This window comes from Kribbella sp. NPDC050470 (assembly GCF_044458365.1).
GTDB lineage: Bacteria > Actinomycetota > Actinomycetes > Propionibacteriales > Kribbellaceae > Kribbella.
In genome coordinates this window covers 86,162-108,593 of sequence record NZ_JBITHV010000014.1, presented here as the reverse complement: position 1 = coordinate 108,593, position 22,432 = coordinate 86,162, and the positions used below count along the sequence as shown (strand labels likewise).

General features: G+C 69.2%; 23 protein-coding genes and 1 riboswitch. Of the genes, 16 read left to right on the top strand and 7 right to left on the bottom strand.

Features of this window, described 5'->3' with window-relative positions; all coding sequences use genetic code 11:
* Window positions 1-94: 94 nt before the first annotated feature.
* Window positions 95-1,516 carry an MFS transporter gene (locus ACIBGM_RS37705; protein WP_360522775.1) on the top strand — a complete coding sequence of 474 codons (1,422 nt, stop codon included), beginning with the start codon at window positions 95-97 and terminating at the stop codon, window positions 1,514-1,516.
* Here the strand turns inward: ACIBGM_RS37705 and ACIBGM_RS37700 are convergent.
* A complete protein-coding gene (locus tag ACIBGM_RS37700; protein WP_360522772.1) occupies window positions 1,503-2,519 on the bottom strand; it encodes a (p)ppGpp synthetase in 1,017 nt (338 codons plus the stop codon). The genes ACIBGM_RS37705 and ACIBGM_RS37700 overlap by 14 nt on opposite strands.
* A 150-nt stretch (window positions 2,520-2,669) precedes the next feature.
* On the opposite strand from ACIBGM_RS37700, the gene ACIBGM_RS37695 reads away from it, so the two are divergent.
* The 7 genes from ACIBGM_RS37695 (at window position 2,670) to ACIBGM_RS37665 (ending at window position 9,673) form a co-directional block, all read left to right on the top strand.
* Window positions 2,670-3,863 (top strand): ATP-binding protein, encoded by a 1,194-nt coding sequence (locus ACIBGM_RS37695; RefSeq protein ID WP_360522769.1) that lies wholly within the window; start codon window positions 2,670-2,672, stop codon window positions 3,861-3,863.
* Between the two features lie 315 nt (window positions 3,864-4,178).
* A complete protein-coding gene (locus tag ACIBGM_RS37690) occupies window positions 4,179-4,970 on the top strand; it encodes a RibD family protein (RefSeq protein ID WP_396388258.1) in 792 nt (263 codons plus the stop codon).
* A gap of 333 nt (window positions 4,971-5,303) precedes the next feature.
* Complete coding sequence (locus ACIBGM_RS37685; protein WP_396388257.1) at window positions 5,304-5,948, top strand: DUF3152 domain-containing protein; 645 nt, start codon at window positions 5,304-5,306, stop codon at window positions 5,946-5,948.
* Window positions 5,949-6,011: 63 nt separating this feature from the next.
* Window positions 6,012-6,851, top strand: coding sequence for a hypothetical protein (locus ACIBGM_RS37680; protein ID WP_360522757.1), 840 nt, complete (start codon window positions 6,012-6,014; stop codon window positions 6,849-6,851).
* Window positions 6,848-7,510, top strand: coding sequence for an alpha/beta hydrolase (locus ACIBGM_RS37675; protein ID WP_360522754.1), 663 nt, complete (start codon window positions 6,848-6,850; stop codon window positions 7,508-7,510). The genes ACIBGM_RS37680 and ACIBGM_RS37675 overlap by 4 nt, the downstream gene beginning before the upstream one ends.
* Before the next feature lie 22 nt (window positions 7,511-7,532).
* Window positions 7,533-7,644, top strand: a riboswitch (TPP riboswitch).
* On the top strand, window positions 7,638-8,966 hold the full coding sequence (locus ACIBGM_RS37670; protein ID WP_396388256.1) for a purine-cytosine permease family protein: 1,329 nt from the start codon (window positions 7,638-7,640) through the stop codon (window positions 8,964-8,966). Its footprint overlaps the riboswitch before it by 7 nt.
* 26 nt (window positions 8,967-8,992) lie before the next feature.
* Entirely contained in the window at window positions 8,993-9,673 is a 681-nt protein-coding gene (locus tag ACIBGM_RS37665; protein WP_396388255.1) for a class I SAM-dependent methyltransferase, read from the top strand.
* Window positions 9,674-9,808: 135 nt separating this feature from the next.
* Here ACIBGM_RS37665 and ACIBGM_RS37660 read toward each other — a convergent pair whose 3' ends face one another.
* Complete coding sequence (locus ACIBGM_RS37660; protein ID WP_360522745.1) at window positions 9,809-10,375, bottom strand: methylated-DNA--[protein]-cysteine S-methyltransferase; 567 nt, start codon at window positions 10,373-10,375, stop codon at window positions 9,809-9,811.
* On the bottom strand, window positions 10,368-10,862 hold the full coding sequence (locus ACIBGM_RS37655) for an RNA polymerase sigma factor (protein ID WP_396388254.1): 495 nt from the start codon (window positions 10,860-10,862) through the stop codon (window positions 10,368-10,370). The genes ACIBGM_RS37660 and ACIBGM_RS37655 overlap by 8 nt, the downstream gene beginning before the upstream one ends.
* 291 nt (window positions 10,863-11,153) lie before the next feature.
* Here ACIBGM_RS37655 and ACIBGM_RS37650 point away from each other — a divergent pair, with 291 nt between their 5' ends.
* The 6 genes from ACIBGM_RS37650 (at window position 11,154) to ACIBGM_RS37625 (ending at window position 16,742) form a co-directional block, all read left to right on the top strand.
* Window positions 11,154-11,714, top strand: coding sequence for a flavin reductase family protein (locus tag ACIBGM_RS37650; RefSeq protein WP_360522739.1), 561 nt, complete (start codon window positions 11,154-11,156; stop codon window positions 11,712-11,714).
* On the top strand, window positions 11,707-12,765 hold the full coding sequence (locus ACIBGM_RS37645) for an ABC transporter substrate-binding protein (RefSeq protein WP_360522736.1): 1,059 nt from the start codon (window positions 11,707-11,709) through the stop codon (window positions 12,763-12,765). The genes ACIBGM_RS37650 and ACIBGM_RS37645 overlap by 8 nt, the downstream gene beginning before the upstream one ends.
* Complete coding sequence (locus tag ACIBGM_RS37640; protein WP_360522733.1) at window positions 12,762-13,601, top strand: ABC transporter permease; 840 nt, start codon at window positions 12,762-12,764, stop codon at window positions 13,599-13,601. The genes ACIBGM_RS37645 and ACIBGM_RS37640 overlap by 4 nt, the downstream gene beginning before the upstream one ends.
* Window positions 13,577-14,293, top strand: coding sequence for an ABC transporter ATP-binding protein (locus tag ACIBGM_RS37635; RefSeq protein ID WP_360522730.1), 717 nt, complete (start codon window positions 13,577-13,579; stop codon window positions 14,291-14,293). The genes ACIBGM_RS37640 and ACIBGM_RS37635 overlap by 25 nt, the downstream gene beginning before the upstream one ends.
* Window positions 14,290-15,633, top strand: a complete 1,344-nt coding sequence (locus ACIBGM_RS37630; RefSeq protein ID WP_396388253.1) for an LLM class flavin-dependent oxidoreductase — start codon at window positions 14,290-14,292, stop codon at window positions 15,631-15,633. The genes ACIBGM_RS37635 and ACIBGM_RS37630 overlap by 4 nt, the downstream gene beginning before the upstream one ends.
* Before the next feature lie 242 nt (window positions 15,634-15,875).
* A complete protein-coding gene (locus ACIBGM_RS37625; protein WP_360522724.1) occupies window positions 15,876-16,742 on the top strand; it encodes a glycerophosphodiester phosphodiesterase in 867 nt (288 codons plus the stop codon).
* 3 nt (window positions 16,743-16,745) lie between these two features.
* On the opposite strand, the gene ACIBGM_RS37620 is transcribed toward ACIBGM_RS37625, so the two are convergent.
* Genes ACIBGM_RS37620 through ACIBGM_RS37605 form a run of 4 tightly spaced genes read right to left on the bottom strand, consistent with a single transcriptional unit; the run spans window position 16,746 to window position 19,969 of the window.
* On the bottom strand, window positions 16,746-17,807 hold the full coding sequence (locus tag ACIBGM_RS37620) for a polyprenyl synthetase family protein (RefSeq protein ID WP_360522721.1): 1,062 nt from the start codon (window positions 17,805-17,807) through the stop codon (window positions 16,746-16,748).
* Window positions 17,800-18,405 (bottom strand): phytanoyl-CoA dioxygenase family protein, encoded by a 606-nt coding sequence (locus ACIBGM_RS37615; protein WP_360522718.1) that lies wholly within the window; start codon window positions 18,403-18,405, stop codon window positions 17,800-17,802. The genes ACIBGM_RS37620 and ACIBGM_RS37615 overlap by 8 nt, the downstream gene beginning before the upstream one ends.
* 8 nt (window positions 18,406-18,413) lie before the next feature.
* Window positions 18,414-19,265 (bottom strand): NDP-sugar synthase, encoded by an 852-nt coding sequence (locus tag ACIBGM_RS37610; protein WP_360522715.1) that lies wholly within the window; start codon window positions 19,263-19,265, stop codon window positions 18,414-18,416.
* Window positions 19,262-19,969 carry a hypothetical protein gene (locus ACIBGM_RS37605; RefSeq protein ID WP_360522712.1) on the bottom strand — a complete coding sequence of 236 codons (708 nt, stop codon included), beginning with the start codon at window positions 19,967-19,969 and terminating at the stop codon, window positions 19,262-19,264. Before ACIBGM_RS37605 ends, ACIBGM_RS37610 begins: the two co-directional genes overlap by 4 nt.
* A 399-nt stretch (window positions 19,970-20,368) precedes the next feature.
* On the opposite strand from ACIBGM_RS37605, the gene ACIBGM_RS37600 reads away from it, so the two are divergent.
* Complete coding sequence (locus ACIBGM_RS37600; RefSeq protein WP_360522709.1) at window positions 20,369-20,785, top strand: ATP-binding protein; 417 nt, start codon at window positions 20,369-20,371, stop codon at window positions 20,783-20,785.
* A 113-nt stretch (window positions 20,786-20,898) separates the two neighbouring features.
* Window positions 20,899-21,867, top strand: coding sequence for a DUF5926 family protein (locus ACIBGM_RS37595; protein WP_360522706.1), 969 nt, complete (start codon window positions 20,899-20,901; stop codon window positions 21,865-21,867).
* The last annotated feature ends 565 nt before the right edge of the window (window positions 21,868-22,432 follow it).

Here is a 22,432-nt window from a genome sequence, read left to right as displayed (position 1 = left end):
ATGGATCAAGCCTAGGCGGGCCCGCCGACAGTCCGTCAAAGGGTTTTCGAGCCGGTAGTACAGTCTTCAAGTACGACGATGGAGAGGGAGCCGGGTGGAGGAACTGACGCGCAGGCGACGGCTGCTGATCCTCGGCATCTGCTGCTTCAGCCTCTTCATCGTCGGGCTGGACTCCACCATCGTGAACCTCGCGCTACCGGCCATCCGGGCCGATCTGGACGCGGACGTCTCCAAGCTCCAGTGGACCGTCGACGCGTACACGCTGGTGCTGGCGAGCCTGCTGATGGTGTCCGGCTCGACCGCGGACCGGGTCGGCCGGCGGCGGACGTTCCAGGCCGGGCTGGTGCTGTTCGGGATCGGGTCGCTGTTGTGCGCGTTCGCGCCGACCGTCGACCTGCTGATCGCGTTCCGGATGCTGCAGGCGGTCGGCGGTTCCATGCTCAACCCGGTCGCGATGTCGATCATCACCAACACGTTCACCGATCCGCGTGAGCGCGCGCAGGCGATCGGGATCTGGGGTGGGGTGGTCGGGCTTTCGATGGCCGTCGGGCCGGTCGTCGGTGGGGCGCTGGTCGACGCGGCGGGGTGGCCGTCGATCTTCTGGATCAACGTTCCGGTGGCGTTGGTCGCCGTACTGCTGACTGTGCTGTTCGTACCGGAGTCGCGGGCTGCGGTGCCGCGGCGGATCGATCCGGTCGGGCAGGTGCTGGTCGTGCTGCTGCTCGGCGGGGTGACGTACGGGATCATCGAAGGGCAGCGGGCGGGGTGGACGTCGCCGCTGATCATCGGGTGCTTCGTGCTCGCGATCGGGTCGCTCGTGTCGCTGGTGTCCTACGAGCGGCGGCGGGAGGAGCCGTTGCTGGAGCCGCGGTTCTTCCGGAGCGCGCCGTTCTCGGGGGCGACGCTGATCGCGGTCGCGGGGTTCTCGGCGCTGTCCGGGTTCCTGTTCCTGAACTCGTTGTACCTGCAGTCGGTGCGTGGGTTCTCGGCGTTGCACGCCGGGTTGCTCACGTTGCCGATGGCGGCGATGACGGTGGTGTTCGCTCCGCTGTCCGGCTGGCTGGTCGGGCATCGCGGGCCGCGGCTGCCGCTGGTGGTTGCCGGGAGCATGCTCGGCGCTTCCGGGCTGCTGTTGTCGCGGCTGACCGTCGACACTCCGACGCTGATGCTGCTGGGCGCCTATCTCGTCTTCGGGCTCGGGTTCGGGATGCTGAACGCGCCGATCACGAACGCGGCGGTGTCCGGGATGCCGCGATCCCAGGCCGGTGTCGCGGCCGCGATCGCGTCGACCAGTCGCCAGGTCGGCGTCTCGCTGGGCGTCGCGATCGCCGGGACAGTACTGACTGCGCGGCTGGTGGGTCCGCTCGAGAGCGGGTTCGTCGAGGCGGCTCAGTTGTGCTGGTACATCATCGCCGGCTGCGGGTTGCTCGTGCTGGTGCTCGGCCTGATCACGACCGGCCGGTGGGCACGCCGTACCGCTGCTTCTGTCGCGGAGGACCTCGTCAGGGCTCGATGAGTCCGGCGCGAGCGAGGGCTTTCAGGCGTCCTTTGAGGATCTTCTGGCGGCGCTCCTCGTCGGGGAACAGGTCGACGTACGCCGTGCCTTTCGCGGCCAGGAGGTCGTCGTCGAGGCGCCGTACCGTTCCGGCCGGGAAGCGATGGGTCATCGCGGCCTGGACGGCGGAGCTGTCGATGCCGGCGAGCAGGTCGGTCAGTTGCTCCTCGGTGGTCACGCCGAGGCGCGCGAGCACGCTGAGGATCCAGGCGTAGTGGTTGGTCTTCGCGTGCGGCGCGTCCGGGTAGCGCCGGGTCAGGTACGTCGTCAGCGTCGCGGTGGTCAGATCACGCGGCGTCTTGTCCGGCTGGGTCGCCGCCAGCTCGCGGTACAGCCGGTCGATCTCGGTGAACTCGTTGTCCGCCAGCTCCATCAACGCCGCCGCCAGCAGGAACCGCCGGTCGAACTCCGGCTTGCGGTCCGGCGGGATGTCCAGCTTGTACCGGATGTCGTGCTCGAACTCGGCCCACGCGTGCTGGACCGCCGTACGCACCTGGATCTCCATCGTCAGGTTCTTCAGTACGGCGTACTCCGGCAGCTCCCGGCGATGCGGGTTCAGCCGGACCAGGTAGTGCTTGCTCGCGTATCCGAACACGCCCTGCGCCCGGGTGTGCGCGCCCATGTCGGTGTGCTCGACGATCTCGAACTCCGCCTCGATCACCTCGCAGACCCGGTCCACCGCCTCGACCAGGAAGGTGATCACCCGGGCCGCGACCAGGTCGGTGATCTGGTTCAGCGGGTCGTCGTACTTCGGCCGGGCCGGGTCGTCCGGGTGCGGTTTCGACGCCTTCGCCAGGAACGACTCCGGGTCCTTCGCCCGGGCCGTGGCGCTCAGGTAGTTGATGCCCTCCTCCTCGCCGATCAACTCGTTGATCAGCGACTCCAGCTTCCGGGCACCCCCGACGTACTGCTGATGCACCCGCTCGTACAGGCCCGCCGCCTGCCGGGCCCACTCCCCAACCATGGCCGCACCCTAGTGGTCCTGGCGGGCCTAGGCGCGTCTATCGGAATCTAGTCCTGACACTAGAAAGCTGTAGAGAACGCCGACGACACGCTCTCCCGATCGCTACCGATATCTAAGGAAAACGCTAGACGCGGCCATACAGTGAAATGCATGGATCCGATCCGGAATCCCTATGCGCCCGGCGCCGGTCAGCGGCCGCCTGAGCTGGCCGGACGCGACACCGAGGTGCGGCAGTTCGAGGTGGTCCTCGAGCGGGTCGCGGCAGGCAGGCCGGAGCGGAGCCTGGTGCTCAGCGGACTCCGGGGTGTGGGTAAGACGGTGCTGCTCAACACCTTGCGGAGCCAGGCGATCAAGCGCGCCTGGGGCACCGGGAAGATCGAGGCCCGGCCGGACCAGAGCATCCGGCTGCCGATCGCGCAGGCGATCCACACCGCGATGCGCGAGCTCGGCCACCGGCACCGCGACGACGAGCGGGTCGACGAGTTCAGCGCCGTACTGAAGGCCTTCGCGCTGCGGACCGGAGCTCAGGACCGGAAGGGGATCCGCTGGCATCCGCCGGTCGAGGTGGCCGCGGCGAAGGGCCGGGCGGACTCGGGCGACCTGGAGATGGACCTGATCGAACTGTTCTCCGACGCGGCCGACCTGGCCGGCGACCTGTCCGTCGGGGTCGGGCTGTTCATCGACGAGATGCAGGACATCTCCGCCGACGACCTGTCCGCGTTGTGCGCGGCTTGTCACGAGATCTCCCAGCAGAGCGCGCCGCTGGTCGTCGTCGGAGCCGGTCTGCCGCATCTGCCCGCCGTACTGTCGGCCAGCAAGTCGTACTCCGAGCGGCTCTTCCGCTACATCCGCGTCGACCGCCTGGCCCGCGAGGCGTGCGACCGCGCGCTGATGATCCCCGCCGAGAGCGAGGGCGTCCAGTACGACGAGGAGGCGCTCGACGAGCTGTACGCCCAGACCGACGGCTACCCGTACTTCGTCCAGGCCTTCGCGCACGCCACCTGGGACCACGCCCCCACCTCCCCGATCACCATCAAGGACGTCGCCGTCGCCGCCCCCGAAGCCTCCGCCGAGCTCACCGTCGGCTTCTTCGGCTCCCGCTACGAACGCGCGACCCCCGCCGAACGCGAGTACATGCGCGCCATGGCCGAACTGGGCATCGGCGTCGGCGACGGCTCCGTCCCCACCGCCGAAGTCGCCAGCACCCTCAACCGCAAACCCCAGTCCCTCTCCCCCGCCCGCGACGGCCTCATCAAGAAAGGCCTCGTCTTCTCCGCCGAACGCGGCACCGTAGCCTTCACCGTCCCCCACTTCGGCAAATTCCTCCGAACCCGCACAGCCTGAAGAACCTTCCCACGCGTGCTACGCAGCCGCTCCTACGTCGCGACCGCTACGCCCGCTCCCACCCACCCCCCGGCTACCGCCGGTGCACCCCTTGCCAGGCTCCCGCCGGCCCCTTGCGTGCTATCGCCCGCCGTCTGCGCGCTTCCGCGCGCCATCTGCGTGCTGCCGCCCGCACTTGCGCGCTCCTCCGTCGCGCGCGCTCGACTACGGGGGCCGGCGCTGACCCGGGAACCAACTGTCCGAGCGCGCCGGCGCGTTGTCGGTGGTCGCTGATAGATCTGGTGCGCGCCGTCCAGCGAGCCGAAGGGGGCTGTGATGGAGAAGCGACCGCGCGTGGTGGTCAAGGTGGACGCCAGTGCCGACGGGAAGGTTGCTCTCACCCGGGACGCGCTGTTGATGCACCAGCCGAGCACGGATCTGTGGGCCGCGATGACGCCGCGTGCTGCCGATCCGGTTCCGCTCGACATCCTCGAGGTGCTCCGACAGCAGTACGGCTGCAACGCGATCCTGGAGGGCAGCGGCAGCCTGGTCACCGAGGACGAGGTTCCGGAAGAGCTGCCCACCTTCGACGGTGACACCGCCGGCCTCTACCAGCACTTCCTCCCACCGGACATCACCGGACAACCATCCCCGCCGCACATGTGGTTCACCGTCGTCGACAGCCGCGGGCGCGTGCGCTGGACCGAGAAGCATGAGAACTGGGACGTGCTGGTCCTGGTGGCGCGGTCGACTCCGGCCGACTACCTCGGCTACCTCCGACGCGAACGCATCTGCTACCTCGTCGTCGGCGAAGACCGCGTCGACCTGACAGAAGCAATCGCCGCAATGGGCACCGAGCTCGGCATCAGTTGCGTGCTGTCGAACGCCGGCGGCGGACTGAACGGCGCACTCTTGCGAGCATGTCTGTTCGACGAACTGCACCTGACGTTGGCGCCTGCTCTGATCGGCGGACTCGGCACCCCATCGGTGATGGACGGGCCGCCGCTCGCCGTCGGCGAGTCCCCGACCCCATTGCAGTTGCTCGCGGTGCACACCGACACCGGCGGCTCCGTTCGCCTGCATTACGCCGTGGCCGAAAACTCCGGGGGCGGCTCCTTGGCGCTGTGATGTGGGCCGCATCCATGGTGCCGGCGACCTCCTTCCGGTCACTGCCTTTGGTTCGTTTGTGGGGGATGGGGTGGAACTGGGGTTTCGGGAGGTGGTGGGGGGTGGGTAGGGTGGATCGTCGTGACGAGGGCGCGGACCGGGCGGCGTGGGGATGCGCCTGTGCGGACGCGGCGGGGTGGGCGGCACAGTCGGAAGAAGTCGTACAAGGCGCAGTGGTTTTCGGTGACTGCTTTGGCGGTGCTGGGGACTGTGGTGGTGGCACATCCGGGCGCTACTAATCAGCGGAGTCTGGCGGCTGAGGTGGTGGCGGGGGTGGCTGCTTCGGCTACTGAGATGCCGGTGAGTGTGGTGACGCCTACGCCGGTGGCGACGCCGACGCAGAGGTTCACGACGCCGCAGCGGCCGGCGCCGACGTTGACGCGGCCGCCGAAGCAGGCGAAGCCGAACTACTCGGTGTCCAGCGGGAAGCTGGCCGTCGTGCCGGGGTTCGACAAGGCGAGCGGGATCCGCGACAAGCTGACGTACCGGGTGGAGATCGAGCAGGGGTTGTCGGTCAACGGCGCGGCGGTCGCGCAGATCATCCACAAGACGCTGACGGACGCGCGCGGGTGGCAGGCGATCCACCCGGTGAACTTCGAGCGGACCGACAAGGTGGACGCCGACCTGCGGATCATCCTGGCGACGCCGACGCTGACCGACAAGCTGTGCCTGCCGCTCGACACCGGCGGTGAGGTGTCCTGCCGGGTCGAGGACCGGGTCGTGCTGAACGCGAAGCGCTGGATGTACGCGATCCCGGCGTACTCCGGGAACGTCGCGCTCTACCGCAACTACCTGGTCAACCACGAGGTGGGGCACGCGCTCGGTCACGGTCACTCCACCTGCAGCAAGGCGAAGACGCCGGCGCCGGTGATGATGCAGCAGACCAAGGGCCTGGCCGGCTGCCTGCCCAACGCCTGGCCGACGATCAAGGCCACCTGAGGCCGTACGACCTGAGCGAAACCCTCGTTCGTGAGAGGCTGGGCCCGAGGGGAGGCAGCAGCGATGTCGTCACAGGATTTCCCGACGTACGGCCGCGGTGAGCAACCGGAGCAGCCGGCCGAGGAGCACCACTACGCCCCGCCGACGCCGTACGGCGGCAGCAGCTACGGCGCCCCGCCTCCCGGCCAGCAGCAGCCGGGCCACTACGCCCAGCCGCAGCCTTATGGCACCCCACCCGGCCAGTACGGCGCCCCACCTCAGGCACCGCCGCCGCAAGCCCCGCCCGGCGGGTACACGCAGCCGCCGAACTACCGCCCCGGCAGCCCCTACGGCCCCGCCGCGCATCCACAGCAGCGCGAGCTGCCGCAGTACGGCCGCGAGCTTCCGGTCGCACCCCGTGATCCGCGCGCGGCCCGCGTCCTGCTGCTCGCCACGATCATCGCCGCCGTCTACGGCCTGCTCGTCCTGTCGGTCCAGAGGGTCGCCCTGCGCGAGATCTCCCAGGCGCCAGGCTCACCGCTGAATCACCCGCTCCGGACCGACGTCATCGACACGATCGGCCAGTTGCTGCTGCTCCTGGTCGGCGCGGCCGCGATCGTGATGTGGACGCGCGACGTGCTCGCCCGCCGCAAGGTCGGCCGCGACATCGAGCCCCCCGAGCTGGGCGGCCTGCTCCTGGTCGGGGTCTCGCTGGTGCCGATCCTGATCTGGGCGGGGATGGTGCTGTCGACCGGCATGGGCGCGATCGACGACTCGCTCGACCGGCTGCCCACGGCCTACGGCTGGGGCGGGATCGGCCTGCTGATCCTTGCCGCCGGCTTCCTTCTCGGTTACCGCGAGCTGAAGCCGGACGTGTCCAACCCGGTCGTCCAGGCCGCGTCGGCCCGCCCGCCCTGGGAGTGAGCATCCCGGTCGTCCTGGTCCCGGGTCTCGGCCTCGGGCCCAAGTCGTACGCACCCACCGTCGAGCACCTCACCACGCCGTACCGGATCGTCACCCTGCCCGGGTACGGCGAACCCGCCGGGCGCGGCGACGACCTCCGGCCACAAGCCCTGGGGACGGCGGTCGCCGACAAGATCCGGGAGCGGTCGGTGCTCGTCGGGCACTCGGCCAGCTGCCAGGTCGTGGTCGAGACCGCGGTCGCCTTCCCCGAGCTCGTGCACGCCCTGGTCCTGATCGCGCCGACCGGGGACGTGCGCGCAGCGAGCTGGCCGGACCTGGTCGCCCGCTGGCTGGGCTCGGCCGTCCCGGAATCACCGCGCCTGATCCCGGCGCTGTTTCCGCAGTACGCGCGTACGACGTTCGCCACGATCGCCCGCGCGGTCGAGGCGGCCCGTCGCCACGACCTGGCCGGGATCATCACCCGGGTGCGGGCCCCGATCGTGATCGTGCGCTGCCGCCACGACCACCTGTCCCCGGCCGAGTGGACGGACCGGCTGGCCGAGCTCACGCACTGTGAGTGCCGCACCCTGTCGACCGGCTCGCACATGCCGGTGCTGACCAACGGCCCGGAGCTGGCCGCTCTCATCCAGCGGGCAGCGGCTGCACCCAACCCAGCCTGAAGCGCTATCGTTGACGCGGTAGCAAAACCGATGCGGGAGCTCGCACGACGCGCGGGCTGAGAGGGCGACGCCGGTCGCCGACCGCCTGAACCTGACCGGGTAATGCCGGCGTAGGGAGCGGGTCACCATGACCAGTACTGCTGTTCGTCCTGCCAAGCGGACCGAGGCGCCGCTCGTCCTCACCACGGACGCGCCGCGCACGCTCGGCTTCTTCGACCAGTTCACCCTGTGGGGGAACCTGGGCATCTCTCTGTTCGGTCCGGTGACCGGTGCGCTGGTCGCGGCGTACACGGGCTCGCTGGCCCAGGGCCTGCTCGCGGTCGTGGTCGGCTGCGGCATCGGTGCGCTGGTGCTCGGCGGCGCGGCCGTGTTCGGTTCGCAGACCGGTGCGCCGGCGATGGCCTGCCTGCGCGGCCTGTTCGGCCGACGCGGTTCGATCGCGCCGACCGTGCTGAACATCGCGCAGAACGTCGGCTGGGCGACGATGGAGATCATCGTCATCTCGCAGGCCGCGGTGGCGGTGACGAGTGAACGCTGGCGCTGGTTGTTCGTCGTACTGGCCGGAGTGATCGCGACGGTGATGGCGGTCCGGCCGCTCGGCAGCGTGAAGGTGCTGCGAAAGTTCATGGTCTGGCTGGTGCTGATCTCGTCGGTCTACCTGTTCGTGCAGGTGCTCAGCAAGCCGGTGCAGGACCTCCCGCAGGACGGCGTCTTCGGCTTCTGGCCGGCTGTCGACCTGGCTGCCGCCGGCGTGGTGTCGTTTGCGCCGCTGGCCGCCGACTACACGCGGCACTCGCGCACGAACAAGGCTGCCTTTGCCGGATCGTCGCTCGGCTACGGCATCGCGGCGATCGTGTACTACTCCCTCGGTGTGTTCGCCGTCGCGACGCTCGGGACCAACAGCACCGACGTGATCACCGCGCTCGTCACGCTGCCGGCCGGTGCGATCGCGCTGTTCGTGCTGCTGGTGGACGAGGTCGACGAGGCGTACGCGAACGTCTACTCGACCACGATGGCCACGCACAACCTGATCGGCCACGTCGACCGGCGCTGGATCTCGATCGCGATCGGCGTGCTCGCGACCGGCCTCGCCCTGATGGTTGACCTGGGCAACTACACGCAGTTCCTCTACCTGATCGGCTCGGTCTTCGTCCCGCTGTTCGCGGTCGCGATCGCGGACTTCTTCGTGGTCAGCAAGATGAACTGGGACGTCTCCGGTACGGCGCGCTTCCGCTGGCAGCCCGCGCTCGCCTGGCTGATCGGCTTCGTCGCCTACCAGCTGGTGAATCCGGGCACGGTGAAGGGCTGGTCGCCGTTCTGGACCGACGTCCAGCAGTGGGTGTTCAACGACCAGCCGGTGCCGACCTGGCTCGGCGCGACGTACACCTCGATCATCGTGTCGATGCTGGCCGCGGTGCTGCTCGGCCGGATCGGTCGCCGACCGCTGGACAACTGACCCGGAGTAACCGGGATACTTGCGCAATGCTGAACTCCGCACTGCGCAGCCGGGCCGAGTACGCGGAACTGGGGGCCGACGGACTGGCCGCGCGTACCACGCCCGAGCGGGACGCGGCGACCGTGAAGGCCGTCGAGGAAGTGCTCCAGGGCCGTGTGTCGGTGCTCGACCTGTGCTGCGGGTACGGCCGGATCGCGCTACCGCTGCGCCGGGCCGGGAAGGTGGTGCGAGCGCTGGACATCTCGCCGAACCTGGTCGAGGCCGGCCGGGCGAAGGCGGCCGAGGAGGAGCTCCAGATCGACTGGGCGATCGGTTCGATGACCGACCTGCCGTACAAGTGGGACGCGTTCGACGCGGTGATCTGCCTGTGGACCGCGTTCCACGAGCTGTTCGCCGAGGACGAGCAGGTGTCCACGATCTGCGAGATCTCCCGGGTGCTGAAACCGGGCGGGATGGCCATCATCGAGGGCCCGGTCTGGGGTCCGGCGACGGCGGCCGAGATCGCCAACGGGATGCGCCAGGGACCGGAGCACCGGATCGTCACCACCGAGCACTTCGGCGCCAGCAGCGTGCACTTCATCCACGACGAGGCCAGCTACGGGCGCTTGTGCGCGGCTGCCGGAATCGAGGACTACAAGGTGTACAAGCGGGACTGGGGCGGCCGTCGCCGGCTGATCCTGGAGATCCACCAGCCCGGTAACGACTGACACGTCAGGAATTTGATTCACCGCGCCCGGATTCCTTCCAGGCAAGGGAAAACAAGAAGCAGATCCCCACTCCACACTGGGGATCTGCTCCTTTGTTCTTCGAGTGTAAATGCTTTCTGGCCGGCGCGTGAAAAGTCAGTTTTTTGCTTCGAGATTCAGCAAGAATCGTTTCGCGTCCAGCCCGCCGGCGTACCCGGTGAGGGCTCCGTTCGCGCCGATCACCCGGTGGCACGGCAGTACGACGCAGACCGGGTTCGCACCCAGCGCCGTACCGACCGCGCGGGCCGCCTTCGGCCGGTCGATGTCGCCGGCAACCGCGCCGTACGTCGTCGTCCGCCCGTAGCTCGTGTGCGACGGGAGGTCGGTCAGCACGAGCCGCTGGAACGGCGTCGCCAGCGCGAGGTCCACGTCCAGGTCGAACGCGTGCCGCCGACCGGACAGGTACTCGTCCAGTTGCCGCCGTACGTCGTCCAGCGCCCGGGGCTGCCGTAGTACGCGCGGGGACACGGCCTTCGCGAGGCGGTTGGTCATGGTTTCCTCGTCGCCGAACGAACTGGCCACGACGCGACCTTCGGCGACTGCGAGCAGCATGGTGCCGATCGGGGTGTCGTGCAGGGTGTAGGCGACGTCCGCGGTCGGGAAGACCGGTGGTTTGAGGTCCGGTGCGGTGAGCCGGGCCAGCCGGCTCTCGAGATCAGTCATCGTTCACTCCGAGTTTGGTGCGCAAGGTCGCGAGCGCGTCACTGACGAGTCGCCGCGACGCGGCAGGCGTGGTGTCCAGGGCGGCGGCCACGCCGTGGTGGTCCAGGTCGCCGACGTACTTGAGCGTGACGGCGAAGCGTTGGCGTTCGGGTAGCTGGTTGACGGCGTGCCAGAGGTCGGGGTCCGGCCAGTCCGCGGCGTCCGGGCCGGCGACCGCGATCGGCGGGGCCTCGTCGAGCGGGCTCTGTGGTCTTCGGGCCCGGTGTACGTCGGTCGCGCAGCGGGCCGTGATGGTCAGCAGCCAGCTGCGCAGGTTCTTCGCCGAGGTGAGCCCGGGGTAGGCGGCGAAAGCCTTTTCCCAGGCGCGCTGGGCCACGTCGTCGCCGTCGACCGGCCCGGCCAGCGCACGCGCCAGCCGTGCCACGTCCTGCCAGTGCGCGTCGACGAGCGCCTGGAACGGCGGCAGCGAGACCTTCTCCGGAGCCATCACGCCAGTAGAACGCATCTGCCCCAGGGGGTGTGAGTCCGGATCCCGAGATTGTGCAGTTACTCAGTAGACTTTAGTGCCAAGATTGCTGACATGACGACGACCTTGCTCACCCGCCGTCGCGTCATCGATCTTCTGCGGACGGCGAGCGCCACCTGTCGGTGACCGACTACACGCTCTAGTCACCCCGTTGTCCCCGGCGGTCATCCGCCGTACGAGGCCTGTCTGAAGCCGCCTCCACACCCCGTCCGGCTGTTGCCGGTCGTCCCTGCCCCGTTCCGAGGGAGAGACATGTCTGTACCTGCCTTGAACCGTCCTGCCCTGGCCGTAGTACCCGACCGCCTGGAGGAGCGGACCGTCGACGCCGACGTCTACCGGTCCGTCTTCCGTCGCCACGCCGCCGGTGTCGTGGTGATCACCGCGGACGCCGGCCACGGGCCGGCCGGGTTCACCGCCACCTCACTGGTCTCGGTCAGCCTGCTGCCGCCGCTCGTCTCGTTCGCCATCGCCACCAGCGCGTCCAGCTGGCCGACCGTCAGCAAGGTCGACGGCCTGGTGATCAACTTCCTGTCCGCCGACCAGCAGTCCATCGCCGGCCGGTTCGCCACCAGCGGCATCGACCGGTTCGCCGAGCCGACCCGCTGGTCCCGGCTGCGCACCGGTGAGCCGGTGCTGGACGAGGCGCCGAGCTTCCTGCGCGCCCAGGTCGAGCATCGATTCGCCGTCGGCGACCACTACCTGGTCGTCGCCCGCCTGACCACTCACTCCGAACGGCGTGAGCACGAGCCGTTGCTGTACCACGACGGCCGCTACGCCACCGCCACTCCGCACACGAAGGCCCACCATGTCTAGGTCCCGCAAGTTCGCCGTACTCGCCGCAGCAGCCGCCACCGTCGCCCTGGTCGCCGGCTGCGGTGGAGACGCTCAGGCCGGAGGTGGCGGCGCCGAGCTCGCTCTCGACGCCGCGCTGCCGACCACCGTCCCGGACGGCGTCAAGATCGTCGTCGGCGATCCCACCACCCAGAAGGCGCTGGAGCTGTCCGGCCAGACCGGCAAGGTGTCGAAGTTCGTCCAGTTCGCCAACCTCAGCGGCGGTCCGCAGACCACCGAGGCGTTCCGGGCCAAGGCGCTCGACGTCGGCTCGGTCGCGGAGATCCCGCCGATCCACGCCACCTGGACCGGTCTGCACGTCAAGATCGTCGCCTCCAAGTTCCGCCAGGACGCGCTCGACCACCCGATCTACCAGCTCGGCATCGCCCCGGGCACCACGGTCAAGACGCTGGCGGACCTGCGCGGCAAGAAGATCGCCTACAGCCCGGGTCAAGCGCAGGGCGCGCTCATCCTCAAGGTGCTGAAGAAGGCCGGGCTGACCAAGGAGGACGTCAAGCTGGTCGAGCTGCCCAGCACCGGCGACGTGTACTCGCAGGCGCTGGCCGGCAAGCAGGTCGAGGTCGCCCCGATCGGCGGTGTGCAGATCAAGCGGTACCTGACCAAGTACGGCAAGGACGGCGCGACCACGATCCAGCACGGGCTGCGCGACGACGCCGGTCACCTGTACGTGGCTACCGAGTCGCTCGAGGACTCGGGCAAGGCTGCCGCGATCCGCGCGTACGTCGCTGCCTGGGGTGCCGCCCAGGAGTGGATCGACAAGCACCCCAAGGAATGGGTCGCGGGGTACTACGTGAAGGACCAGGGCCTGACCGAGGCCGACGGCCAGTGGCTGGTCGAGAACGCCGGTCACCCGGACATCAGCGCCGACTGGAGTGACGCGATCCAGCGTCAGCAGGAGACGATCGAGTTGCTCGCCAAGGAGACCGGCAACCCGGTGATCCAGGCGAAGGACCTGTACGACCTGCGCTTCCAGACCGTCGCCGCCGACGCGATCAAGGGAGCCGCCAAATGAGTGCCACCACCCTGCCCGGCCTGCGCCCGAAGGAGGTGACCGGGGCTCCCGTCGTAGGCCGTCGCCGGCTCGGACCGGGGAAGCCGATCAAGGGCGGCGCTGTTCTCGGGCCGGTCCTGCTGCTGGTGATCTGGAGCATCGGGTCGGCGACCGGCTGGCTCGACGAACGGGTGCTCTCGGCGCCCTGGACCGTGGTCACCACCGCCGGCGACCTGATCGCCGACGGCCGGCTGCAGTCGAACCTGTGGACCTCCACCCAGCGGGCCTTCGTCGGACTCGGTCTCGGCATCGTGCTGGGCGTCGTACTCGCGCTGATCTCCGGCCTGTCCCGGCTCGGCGAGGCGGTCCTGGACGGGCCGATCCAGATCAAGCGGGCGATCCCGTCACTGGCCCTGCTGCCGCTGCTGATCCTGTGGCTCGGCATCGGCGAGTCGATGAAGATCGTCACCATCCTGCTCGGCGTCTTCGTGCCGATCTACATCCACACCCACAACGGCCTGCGCACGATCGACGCCCGGTACGTCGAGCTCGCCCAGACCGTCGGGTTGTCGCAGTGGGACTTCGTCCGCCGGGTGGTCCTGCCGGGCGCGCTGCCCGGGTTCCTGCTCGGCCTGCGGTTCGCGGTCACCGGCGCCTGGCTGTCGCTGGTCGTCGTCGAGCAGATCAACTCCACCAGCGGTATCGGCTACATGATGGAGCTGGCCCGCACGTACGGGCAGACCGACATCATCATCGTCGGCCTGGTCCTGTACGGCATCCTCGGCCTGCTGTCCGACGGCGCCGTCCGCCTGATCCAAAGGAAGGCCCTCTCATGGCGCCGCACACTGGACTCCTGACCGCTGCCGTCCAAGTTCGGGACCTGGTACGGCGGTACGACGACCGCGCCGTCCTGGACGGTGTCGACCTGGACATCGCGCCCGGCGAGTTCGTTGCCCTGCTCGGGAAGAGCGGCTCCGGCAAGAGCACGCTGCTGCGGGCACTGGCCGGGCTGGACTCGGGTGTCGACGGGTCCGGTGAGCTCGTCGTACCGACGAACGTGTCCGTCGTCTTCCAGGACTCGCGGTTGTTGCCGTGGGCACGGGTGCTGGACAACGTCGTACTCGGGCTGGGGACCGCCGACGAGCGCGGCCGGGAGAGCCTGGCGGAGGTCGGGCTCGCCGGACGTGAGAAGGCGTGGCCGAACGAGTTGTCCGGTGGTGAGCAGCAGCGGGTCGCGTTGGCGCGGTCGCTGGTCCGCGAGCCGGAGCTGCTGCTCGCGGACGAGCCGTTCGGGGCACTGGACGCGCTGACGCGGTTGAAGATGCACGTCCTGCTGCGGAAGCTGTGCGCCGCGCACCAGCCCGCCGTACTGCTGGTCACGCACGACGTCGACGAAGCGATCGTGCTGGCCGACCGGGTCATCGTGCTCGACGAGGGAAAGATCGTCGCTTCGGAGCTGATTTCGTTGAGTACCCCACGTAGCCCGTCCGACCCCGGGTTCGCCGCTGTCCGGACTCGCCTTCTCGATGCATTGGGGGTTTCGTTGTGAGCAAGCGCTTGCACCTGAACGCGTTTCTCATGAGCACTGGGCACCACGAGGCGTCCTGGCGGCTGCCGGAGAGCAACCCGTTCGCGAACACGTCGGTGGCGCACTACCAGCAGCTGGCGCAGATCGCCGAGCGCGGGAAGCTCGACTCGATCTTCTTCGCCGACTCACCGGTGCTGTTCGGGGACGTCGGCCGTCGTCCGGCGGGCTCGCTGGAGCCGACGGTCCTACTCACCACGATCGCTGCTGTCACCTCACGCATCGGGCTGATCGCCACCGCGTCGACGACGTACAACGAGCCGTTCAACCTGGCCCGGCGGTTCGCGAGCGTAGACCACGTGAGTGGCGGGCGTGCGGGCTGGAACGTGGTCACCACGGCGGGTCCGGAGGCCGCGAAGAACTTCAACCTGGCCGACCAGCCGGCACACGCCGAGCGGTACGACCGAGCCGCGGAGTTCCTCGAGGTCGCCTACAAGCTGTGGGACTCGTGGCAGGACGACGCTCCGATCGCCGACAAGGAGGCCGGCGTCTGGGCGCTGAACGACCGCGTGGTGCCGATCGACCACGTCGGCCGGCACTTCCAGGTCCGCGGGCCGCTCAACCTGCCGCGATCGCCGCAGGGGCACCCGCTGATCGTCCAGGCCGGCTCGTCGGAGGACGGGAAGGGCCTGGCCGCCCGGTACGCCGAGGCGGTCTTCACGGCCCAGCAGACGCTGGCGGACGCGCAGGACTTCTACCGCGACCTGAAGGCGCGGACGGCCGCGGTCGGGCGGGACCCGGACACGATCAAGATCCTGCCGGGGATCGTGCCGGTGATCGGCGGGACGGTCGAGGAGGCGTTGCGGCTCGAACGTGAGCTGGACGAGCTGATCCGGCCCGAGTACGCGCGGCTGCAGCTGGCCCGGACGTTGCGGGTCAAGCCGGAGGACCTCCCGTTCGACCAGCAACTGCCGGCCGACCTGCCGGACGAGGACGAGATCGAGGGCGCGAAGAGCCGCTACACGCTGATCGTCACGCTGGCGCGGCGGGAGCAGCTGACCGTGCGCGAGCTGATCGGCCGGCTGGGTGGCGGCCGCGGGCACCGAACCTTCAGCGGTACGCCGGAACAGGTCGCGGACGCGATCCAGGACTGGTTCGACGCGGACGCGGCCGACGGGTTCAACATCATGCCCGCCGTACTGCCGTCCGGGTTGACCGCCTTCGTGGACGAGGTCGTCCCGATCCTGCAGCGTCGTGGTCTCTTCCGCACCGACTACGAAGGAACCACGCTCCGCGAGCACTACGGTCTCGCGCGGCCCGCCGGGCGGACCGCTCCCGCGGAAGCAGCGGAGGTATCGGCCTGACAGTTGCCTCGGGCCCCGTCAGGTGGCGGGGCCCGAGCGCTGTCCTCGCGGCCCATCCCGCCCATCATCGCGACCACCTGCTGCCCGGGCTCGAACTCGCCGCCCGGCGCCCCGTCGACGGTCCCGGTCGCATCTCCATGCGCCCATGCTCGCGACGGCGTCAAGCGGTCGTGAGCAATCGTTTTCCGCTGTCGGCGTGCCTGCGTGACTTGGTGACTTGGGCCCGTGACAGAGTTGGTCACATGGGGCAGATGATGTCCAGCCAGGGCCCGCGCGTGGTGGCCCATCGCGGTGCCAGTGACACCAGTCCTGAGCACACCCTGGCGGCGTACCGCCGAGCGGTCGAGGCCGGGGCCGACGGGCTCGAGTGCGACGTCCGGCTCACCTCCGACGGGCATCTGGTCTGCGTCCACGACCGCCGGATCGAGCGCACCTCCAACGGCCGTGGCGTGCTGTCCACGATGAGCCTGGAGGAGCTGGAGGCCTTCGACTGGGGTTCCTGGAAGAACCCGTGGGCCGACCTCGACGACGAGGCCGAGCTGCCGAGTCCGGACATGCGGAAGGTGCTCACGCTCGACGAGCTGTTGTCCACGGTCCGCGACGCCGGCCGCCCGGTCGAGCTGGCGATCGAGACCAAGCACCCGACCCGGTACGCCGGACTGGTCGAGCGTCGCCTGATCGAGGCCCTCGACCGCTACGGGTGGGCGCACCCGAGGGTCGGCACCGAGTCGCCGGCCCGGGTGATGAGCTTCTCCTGGCTGTCCCTGCGCCGCCTGCGCACGATGGCGCCCAGCCTCCGCACCGTCCTGCTGATGGACCGCGTCCCGCTCCGCTTCCGCGACGGCTCCCTGCCCACCGGCGTCTCCTACGCCGGCCCCAGCCTGGAGATCGTCACCGCACACCCGGAGTACGTCGATCGCGCCCACAAGCACGGCCACCAGGTCCACGTCTGGACCGTCAACGCTGATGCCGACGTCCGCCACTGCCGCGACATCGGCGTCGACGCCATCATCACCGACCGCCCCGAAGCCGCCCTCAGAACCCTCGCCGAACCCCCAACGCCACCCCTTCCCTCCTACACGTTCCCGCCGAAACGCAGGCGTCCCTGACGACTAAGGTTCCACCTGAGGTGGCTCGTCGGTGGGGTTGGTCGCCCGCGCCCTCGCCAGCAACGTGTACACCTTGGTGTTCTCCGGGATGGTCTGCATCGCGTCGTGCTCGAGCTCGGCGATCTGGCGCTCGGCGTCGCGGATCGCCCCGGTCTCCTCGAGGTAGGTGAAGATCTCCGGCAGGCCCATCGTGGTGAAGTCGGGCAGCGTGTCCCCGACCGCGGGATTGCGCCGGAGAAAGGCGTCGGTGGCGAGCAGGACGCTGAAGATCGTCGGCCGGTTCAGCTGGATCTCGGACATCTCGCCGCGCACCTCACCGCTGAGGAACCGGACCTCCTCCAGCCCCCGGCGCAGGTTCGCCTCGGTGACGTCGTTCGTGATCATGGCCGCGTAGTCGAGGTTCCGGATCGCCGGCCCGAGCCTGCCGAGCTGATCGCCGTACTCGGCCGGTGCGATCAGCCGGAGCAGGTCGGTGGTCAGCTGCCCGGACGACCCCTTGCGCAACGCGATGGACCGGTACGTCGCCTCCGGGATCGTCTGCTTGCCCCACTGCAGCTCTGCCAGCATCGCGGCGTTGATCTGCCGCCCGTACTCGGCGATCACACCGGCCGCGGGAATCTCGGTCGTGTGCGAGTCGATGTTGGTCGCGCACAGGACCGCGGTGTGCTGCAACAGGTTGGCGATCTGTACGGCGGACGCGTCGTCGAACACCCGTCGTACCGACGGAAGGCCCCAGCGCTGGTCGTGCTGATCCGCAACGTCGTCGAGGATCACCCGGCCCAGGTACAGCAGCTCGAGGCTGGCGGACGCCCAGACGACCGACTCCGTGGGGATGTCCCAGTCCTGGCTGAACGCGTAGAGCAGCTGCGAGGGACGGAAGCGGGCGCTGTAGCGCAGCCGCTGCTTGAGCTGGCTGCCGACGGTCTCACTCAGCTCGTGGTCGAGCAGGCGGAACAGCCGCGGCACCACGCTGTCCTCGTAGAAGTCCCATTGCGCGTCCCGAAGCTCGACTACCGGCGGCTTGTCGTCGTCGTCGCCGTGGAACTTCCACCATGCCTCAACCATTGCGCCTCCACCGCGGCTGCCCTTCGTACCGGATCGAACCGGCGACCAGCTGCTCGTTCGGACCTGCCTCACCGGTGAGCTCGTCGGGCGTGCGCAGGCACAGCGTCACCATCACCCGGGCCCGATCGGGCGAACCGAGCCCGGCGGAGTGATAGGTCATCCCGTCCATCACCAGTACGTCGCCCGGATTCATCGGAACCTTGACGGCTTGGCCGGCGAGCTCGGGCTCCGGCGCCTCGTCCAGCCAGTACCCGCCGCCATTGCTCGGCTCGGACGTCGGCCACAAGTGCGATCCCGGAATCAGCGAGGGCCAGGCCTGTGGATCGTCTGGCGCACAGTCGAGCATCAGGAGCAGCGTGATCGGGCTGCGGCTCCAGTGCAGGAGGTCGCGATGCATACGCGTACCTCGCGAACCTCCGCCGTGATCGATCACCGCATGGTTGTGCCGGTTCGTCACCAGGACCCAGCTCGGCCCCAGGAGCTCTGCTGCTAGACCACGCAGACCGGGCTCCTCGAGTACGGCGGCGATCACCTCACCGGCCGGATCCTCCAACCGGACGGACTCGTCGGCCTGGACCGGACCGGCAGCTGTCGCCAAGGCCTGCGTCAGGTCGCGGCACCGCTCAGGGCCAACCGCGGCCTGTCGTCGGTAGTAGCCCTGGGTCCGGAGTAGATGCTGGGCGGAGTGCACCGAGTTCCTTTCGGAGTCAGGCAGGCAGCTGCCAGCAGACTGTGGCGCAGCCAGTCGTTGGACTGGAGTTCCTGCAACCGGTCGATGGTTCCGTAGTCGAAGACCGGCCACGGGCTCTCGGCGATCGTCCCATGCAGGAGTCCGTGCTCGACGGCTTGCGGCAGGATCTCGCGCTCCAGGCTCTCCCCGCTGCTGTGCTGCCAGCTGAGCCAGCTGTTCCGGTGCAGGAGGTACACGCCGGTCGACGACGCGTGCCGCAACGAGCTCGCGGGAGCCCGGCCGATCGTCTCGCCCCAGTGCGTGACATCGCCCGAATGTGCGTCGACACCGATCAGGCCCGAGTTCTGCACGCTGTCCGGCACCAGCAACTGGTGAACGGGCGCGACGAGGTCGACCGACTGGTACCAAGAGCTCAGGTCGACCGGCACGATCGTGTCCGCGTTCGCACACACGACCCAGCGCGTCCGGGCGGCCTCGACTGCCATCCGCAGCGCCTGGCCCGTCCCGACGAACTCGTCCTCGACGACCCGCACCGACTTGTCGAACTGGGGATACATCAGCCGGAACATCGCAGCCGCCGGCGCGTCACAGATCACCAGCACCTTCGCGCCGTCGGCGAGGAACTGGTCGGCCAGCATGACCATCACGGGCGGGACGTCTGTCAGCGGCACCAGGCTCTTGGGCAGCGAACGCTCGTCGCGCCGCAACCGCTTGTTGTAGCCACCCGCGAGCAGGACGAGAGTCACGTCCCCACGGCTCAACCTCATCTGCTCCTCGACCCCGATCGGGCTGATGTCAGCGGCACGCTGACGGGCTGGCTGAGCTCTGCCCACTGGAGAGTGACCGTGAGTCCCGCTGGGATCTCGTCCATCTCCGCGCACGCTTCCTCAGGGACATGAATCAACAGAACCGGCTGGTCCACGCTGCTGATCTTGACATTGCTGAGTTGGACGCACAGGTCCGCATCGCCGTTGCTCACATCTTCCTGCTCATCGGGGGCTCCGATCAACCAGCTCCGGTCCAACGGCCGGCCCCGCCACGCAAGCCGTACGACGGGTTCCAGCAGGTGCTCCTCACTTTCGTTGCGCACGGCTACTGTCAGGAGCCAGCCCGGCCGGGAGGAGTTACGGGCCCACGCGGACAGCCGCCCGACCGGTTGCACGAGGTCGAGGTTCTGCGCCCGCCGGCGCTCGGCCGCCAGGCCGATGATGCGGAGTTGGTAGGCGAGCACCAGCGTGCTCAACGCGGTGAACAGCGCGCCCGCCCACTCCGACGCCGGACCCGATCTGTCCAGGTTGACCGACGTACTGCTGAACAGGCCGTAGCCCATGATCAGGAAGACCACGAACGCTAGCGTGGCGGCCACGCCGAGGACGCCGTAGAACCACGCCTTGCTGGTCAGCACCCCGAACCATGCCGTCCGCCGGGCGTCGCCACCGTTCACCGGCCGGCCCGGAACTCCACGTGGCACTCGTCGCTCCTCGCGAACAGAAAGTCGGCACTTCCTCTGCGGTCTACATCCGGCGCACAGCCTGTCACGTTACGAGACCGCTCCGACAGGCTTTACCGCGCGGTAGTAGGCGGCGCCTCCGGTTGCTGTGTGTGACACCCGCTGCGTCTTTTGCCGCGACCGTGTCATGGATGGGCTGTGGGATGGGTCACTCGGGGTGAGAACGGGGGTGGTATGGCTGGGTAGCGGGATGAATGCAAGGCGTTATTGCAACGTTCAATTCCGTCGATTTCGTCTCGGTTTCTTGGCTAAACGTGTGATCTTCCGCGGCGGTATGTAACGGAATACACGCAGGTGTTTTCCCAGGCTGGAACGTGGGCAGATGTGCTTATGGCTGTTCCGATGATGAGGAGACCCTGCTTGTCCTCTGCGACCTTGCCTGCCGACGTGAGCGTCATGGACGTCGTACTGCCGCATGAAGTGTCCGCGGTAGCGGATGCCCGTCGCCGTCTGGCCGCCTACCTCAAGCGTTTGCGGGTCGCTGAAACTGCCCGTGACGACGCTCAGCTCGTCCTGTCCGAACTGCTCTCGAACGCGATCCGCTACGCACCGCCACTGCCGGCCGGTGAGGTCCGCGCGGCCTGGTGGATCGACAAGGCCGGCATCCACGTCGAGGTGACCGACGGCTGCGGTGACACCGAGCCGCAGCGGATCAGCGACGCCCACCCCGAGTCGATCGGCGGCCGCGGGCTGGCGATCGTCGACGTACTCACCTCCAGCTGGGACGTCCGCACCACCACCAGCCACCGCACCGTCCACGCGATCATCCCCAGCTGACCCGCCTCCGGGCTGACCCGCCTCCGGGCTGACCCGCCTCCGGGCTGGTCCTTCCCGTCGGTGCGGGTCGGCGGGTTGGCTGTCTTGGGTGCGGGGCTGCAAGACTGCGGGGTATGGGAAAGAAGTCGCGGCAGCGCACCAAGAACACGACGACCGTCACGCTGGATCCGGCCGACCTGGTCGATGTCGGGCCGCGCGAGCCCTGCCCGTGCGGGTCGGGGAAGCGGTTCAAGCAGTGCCACGGCAAGGACCGGGCGCAGGCGGCGGACACGTTCGTGGTGCGGCCGTTCGAGGGCCTGCCGTCCGAGTGTGACCTGATCGCGTTCCGCGAGATCGTCCCGTCCGGTACGGCGGAGGTCGTGCTGACCGGCGAGCACGCGGGCAAGGTCGTCAACCTGGTCACGCTGCTACCGATGGCGATGCCGGGCCTGGTGCGCGACGACGAGTCGATCTGGATCGGCCTGCAAACGCACGCGTCGTCCGGCGACCCGAGCCGCGACCTCGGGCACGCGATCACCGCCGCGCTGGAGACCGTGCCTGGCAACCCGATCCAGCTGGGCGACCTGCTGAAGGACGGCCCGCGGCTGCAGGACCTGATCGACACCTCGAAGCCGATCGAGGTGAAGGTGCACGAGGGCTTCGACTTCTGGATCGGCGAGAACGTCGAGGACCCGACCGGTGAGGTCGCCGCCGGCCTCGAGCGGGCGAACGCCGCCGCGGCGCCGACGGTCCGGCTCGAGTCGGTGGATGCGGCGTACTGGACGCAGATCGGCGACCGCCGCTACCTCCGCTGGGTGATGCCGCACACCGAGGACACCCTGCTGGACGCCCTGGCCCGTCTGCACGCCGCCGGCTCCTCCGCCCTGACCGAAGGCAGCCGCCTCATCGGCTCCTTCCGCGCCCTGGGCGTCCTGGCCCCCGTCTGGGAGCTCCCCGCCGACACCGAGGCAGCCGACGTGGAGAAGCCCGCCGCCGACTTCGCCGCAGCCCTCGAGAAGGCCCTGGCCACCGAGGCCCCCCTCACCACTGAACAACGAGCCGCCCGAGCCGGCCTCTCCAGCCGCCAACTAACCATCCGCTGACCACCCCACCCACCAACCGCCAGCAAACGCAGAAGCCACCCGCCGCCCACCCCGCCAGCGAAGGCAGAAGGCAGGCCCCGGTCACCCCGCCGGTGCACGCAGAAGGCACGCGCCGGTCACCCTGCCGCCTTCGGCGAAGAACCGGCGCCGGGTGGCTCCCCAAGGCGCGCGCCGGTGACCCCGCCGCCGGTGTAGTACCGGCACAGGGCGGCTCCCTCATGGAGCCAGGAACTCATGCGGCGCCCGGTCGCGCATCGCGCGGCCGGGCGCTGCTGATTTGTGCCGGTGAGGGCGGGAGGCACGCGGGGGTGACCCCGCCGGTGAGGCGCCCGCCAGTCACCCCGCAGCCGACGGCTAAGCACCAGCGTCGGGCGGCTTAGAAGGCGCGCCGGTCACCCTGCTGCCTATGGCGATGCACTGGCGCTGGGTGGCTCGCCAAGGCGCGTGCAGGTCACCCCGCCGCGGACGGCGAGGAACCGGCGCCGGGGCGGCTCCTTCGTGGAGCCGGGACTTGTGCAACACCCGGTCGGGCATCGGGCGGCTGGGTGCTGTTGGTTTGTGCTGG

What these genes read in the sequence shown, in the direction of transcription:
- ACIBGM_RS37700 (WP_360522772.1), bottom strand. Translation starts at nt 2,519, where the DNA reads ATGGTTGGGGAGTGGGCCCGGCAGGCGGCGGGCCTGTACGAGCGGGTG.
- ACIBGM_RS37695 (WP_360522769.1), top strand. Translation starts at nt 2,670, where the DNA reads ATGGATCCGATCCGGAATCCCTATGCGCCCGGCGCCGGTCAGCGGCCG.
- ACIBGM_RS37690 (WP_396388258.1), top strand. Translation starts at nt 4,179, where the DNA reads ATGGAGAAGCGACCGCGCGTGGTGGTCAAGGTGGACGCCAGTGCCGAC.
- ACIBGM_RS37685 (WP_396388257.1), top strand. Translation starts at nt 5,304, where the DNA reads ATGCCGGTGAGTGTGGTGACGCCTACGCCGGTGGCGACGCCGACGCAG.
- ACIBGM_RS37680 (WP_360522757.1), top strand. Translation starts at nt 6,012, where the DNA reads ATGTCGTCACAGGATTTCCCGACGTACGGCCGCGGTGAGCAACCGGAG.
- ACIBGM_RS37670 (WP_396388256.1), top strand. Translation starts at nt 7,638, where the DNA reads ATGACCAGTACTGCTGTTCGTCCTGCCAAGCGGACCGAGGCGCCGCTC.
- ACIBGM_RS37665 (WP_396388255.1), top strand. Translation starts at nt 8,993, where the DNA reads ATGCTGAACTCCGCACTGCGCAGCCGGGCCGAGTACGCGGAACTGGGG.
- ACIBGM_RS37660 (WP_360522745.1), bottom strand. Translation starts at nt 10,375, where the DNA reads ATGACTGATCTCGAGAGCCGGCTGGCCCGGCTCACCGCACCGGACCTC.
- ACIBGM_RS37655 (WP_396388254.1), bottom strand. Translation starts at nt 10,862, where the DNA reads ATGGCTCCGGAGAAGGTCTCGCTGCCGCCGTTCCAGGCGCTCGTCGAC.
- ACIBGM_RS37650 (WP_360522739.1), top strand. Translation starts at nt 11,154, where the DNA reads ATGTCTGTACCTGCCTTGAACCGTCCTGCCCTGGCCGTAGTACCCGAC.
- ACIBGM_RS37645 (WP_360522736.1), top strand. Translation starts at nt 11,707, where the DNA reads ATGTCTAGGTCCCGCAAGTTCGCCGTACTCGCCGCAGCAGCCGCCACC.
- ACIBGM_RS37640 (WP_360522733.1), top strand. Translation starts at nt 12,762, where the DNA reads ATGAGTGCCACCACCCTGCCCGGCCTGCGCCCGAAGGAGGTGACCGGG.
- ACIBGM_RS37635 (WP_360522730.1), top strand. Translation starts at nt 13,577, where the DNA reads ATGGCGCCGCACACTGGACTCCTGACCGCTGCCGTCCAAGTTCGGGAC.
- ACIBGM_RS37625 (WP_360522724.1), top strand. Translation starts at nt 15,876, where the DNA reads ATGGGGCAGATGATGTCCAGCCAGGGCCCGCGCGTGGTGGCCCATCGC.
- ACIBGM_RS37620 (WP_360522721.1), bottom strand. Translation starts at nt 17,807, where the DNA reads ATGGTTGAGGCATGGTGGAAGTTCCACGGCGACGACGACGACAAGCCG.
- ACIBGM_RS37610 (WP_360522715.1), bottom strand. Translation starts at nt 19,265, where the DNA reads ATGAGGTTGAGCCGTGGGGACGTGACTCTCGTCCTGCTCGCGGGTGGC.
- ACIBGM_RS37595 (WP_360522706.1), top strand. Translation starts at nt 20,899, where the DNA reads ATGGGAAAGAAGTCGCGGCAGCGCACCAAGAACACGACGACCGTCACG.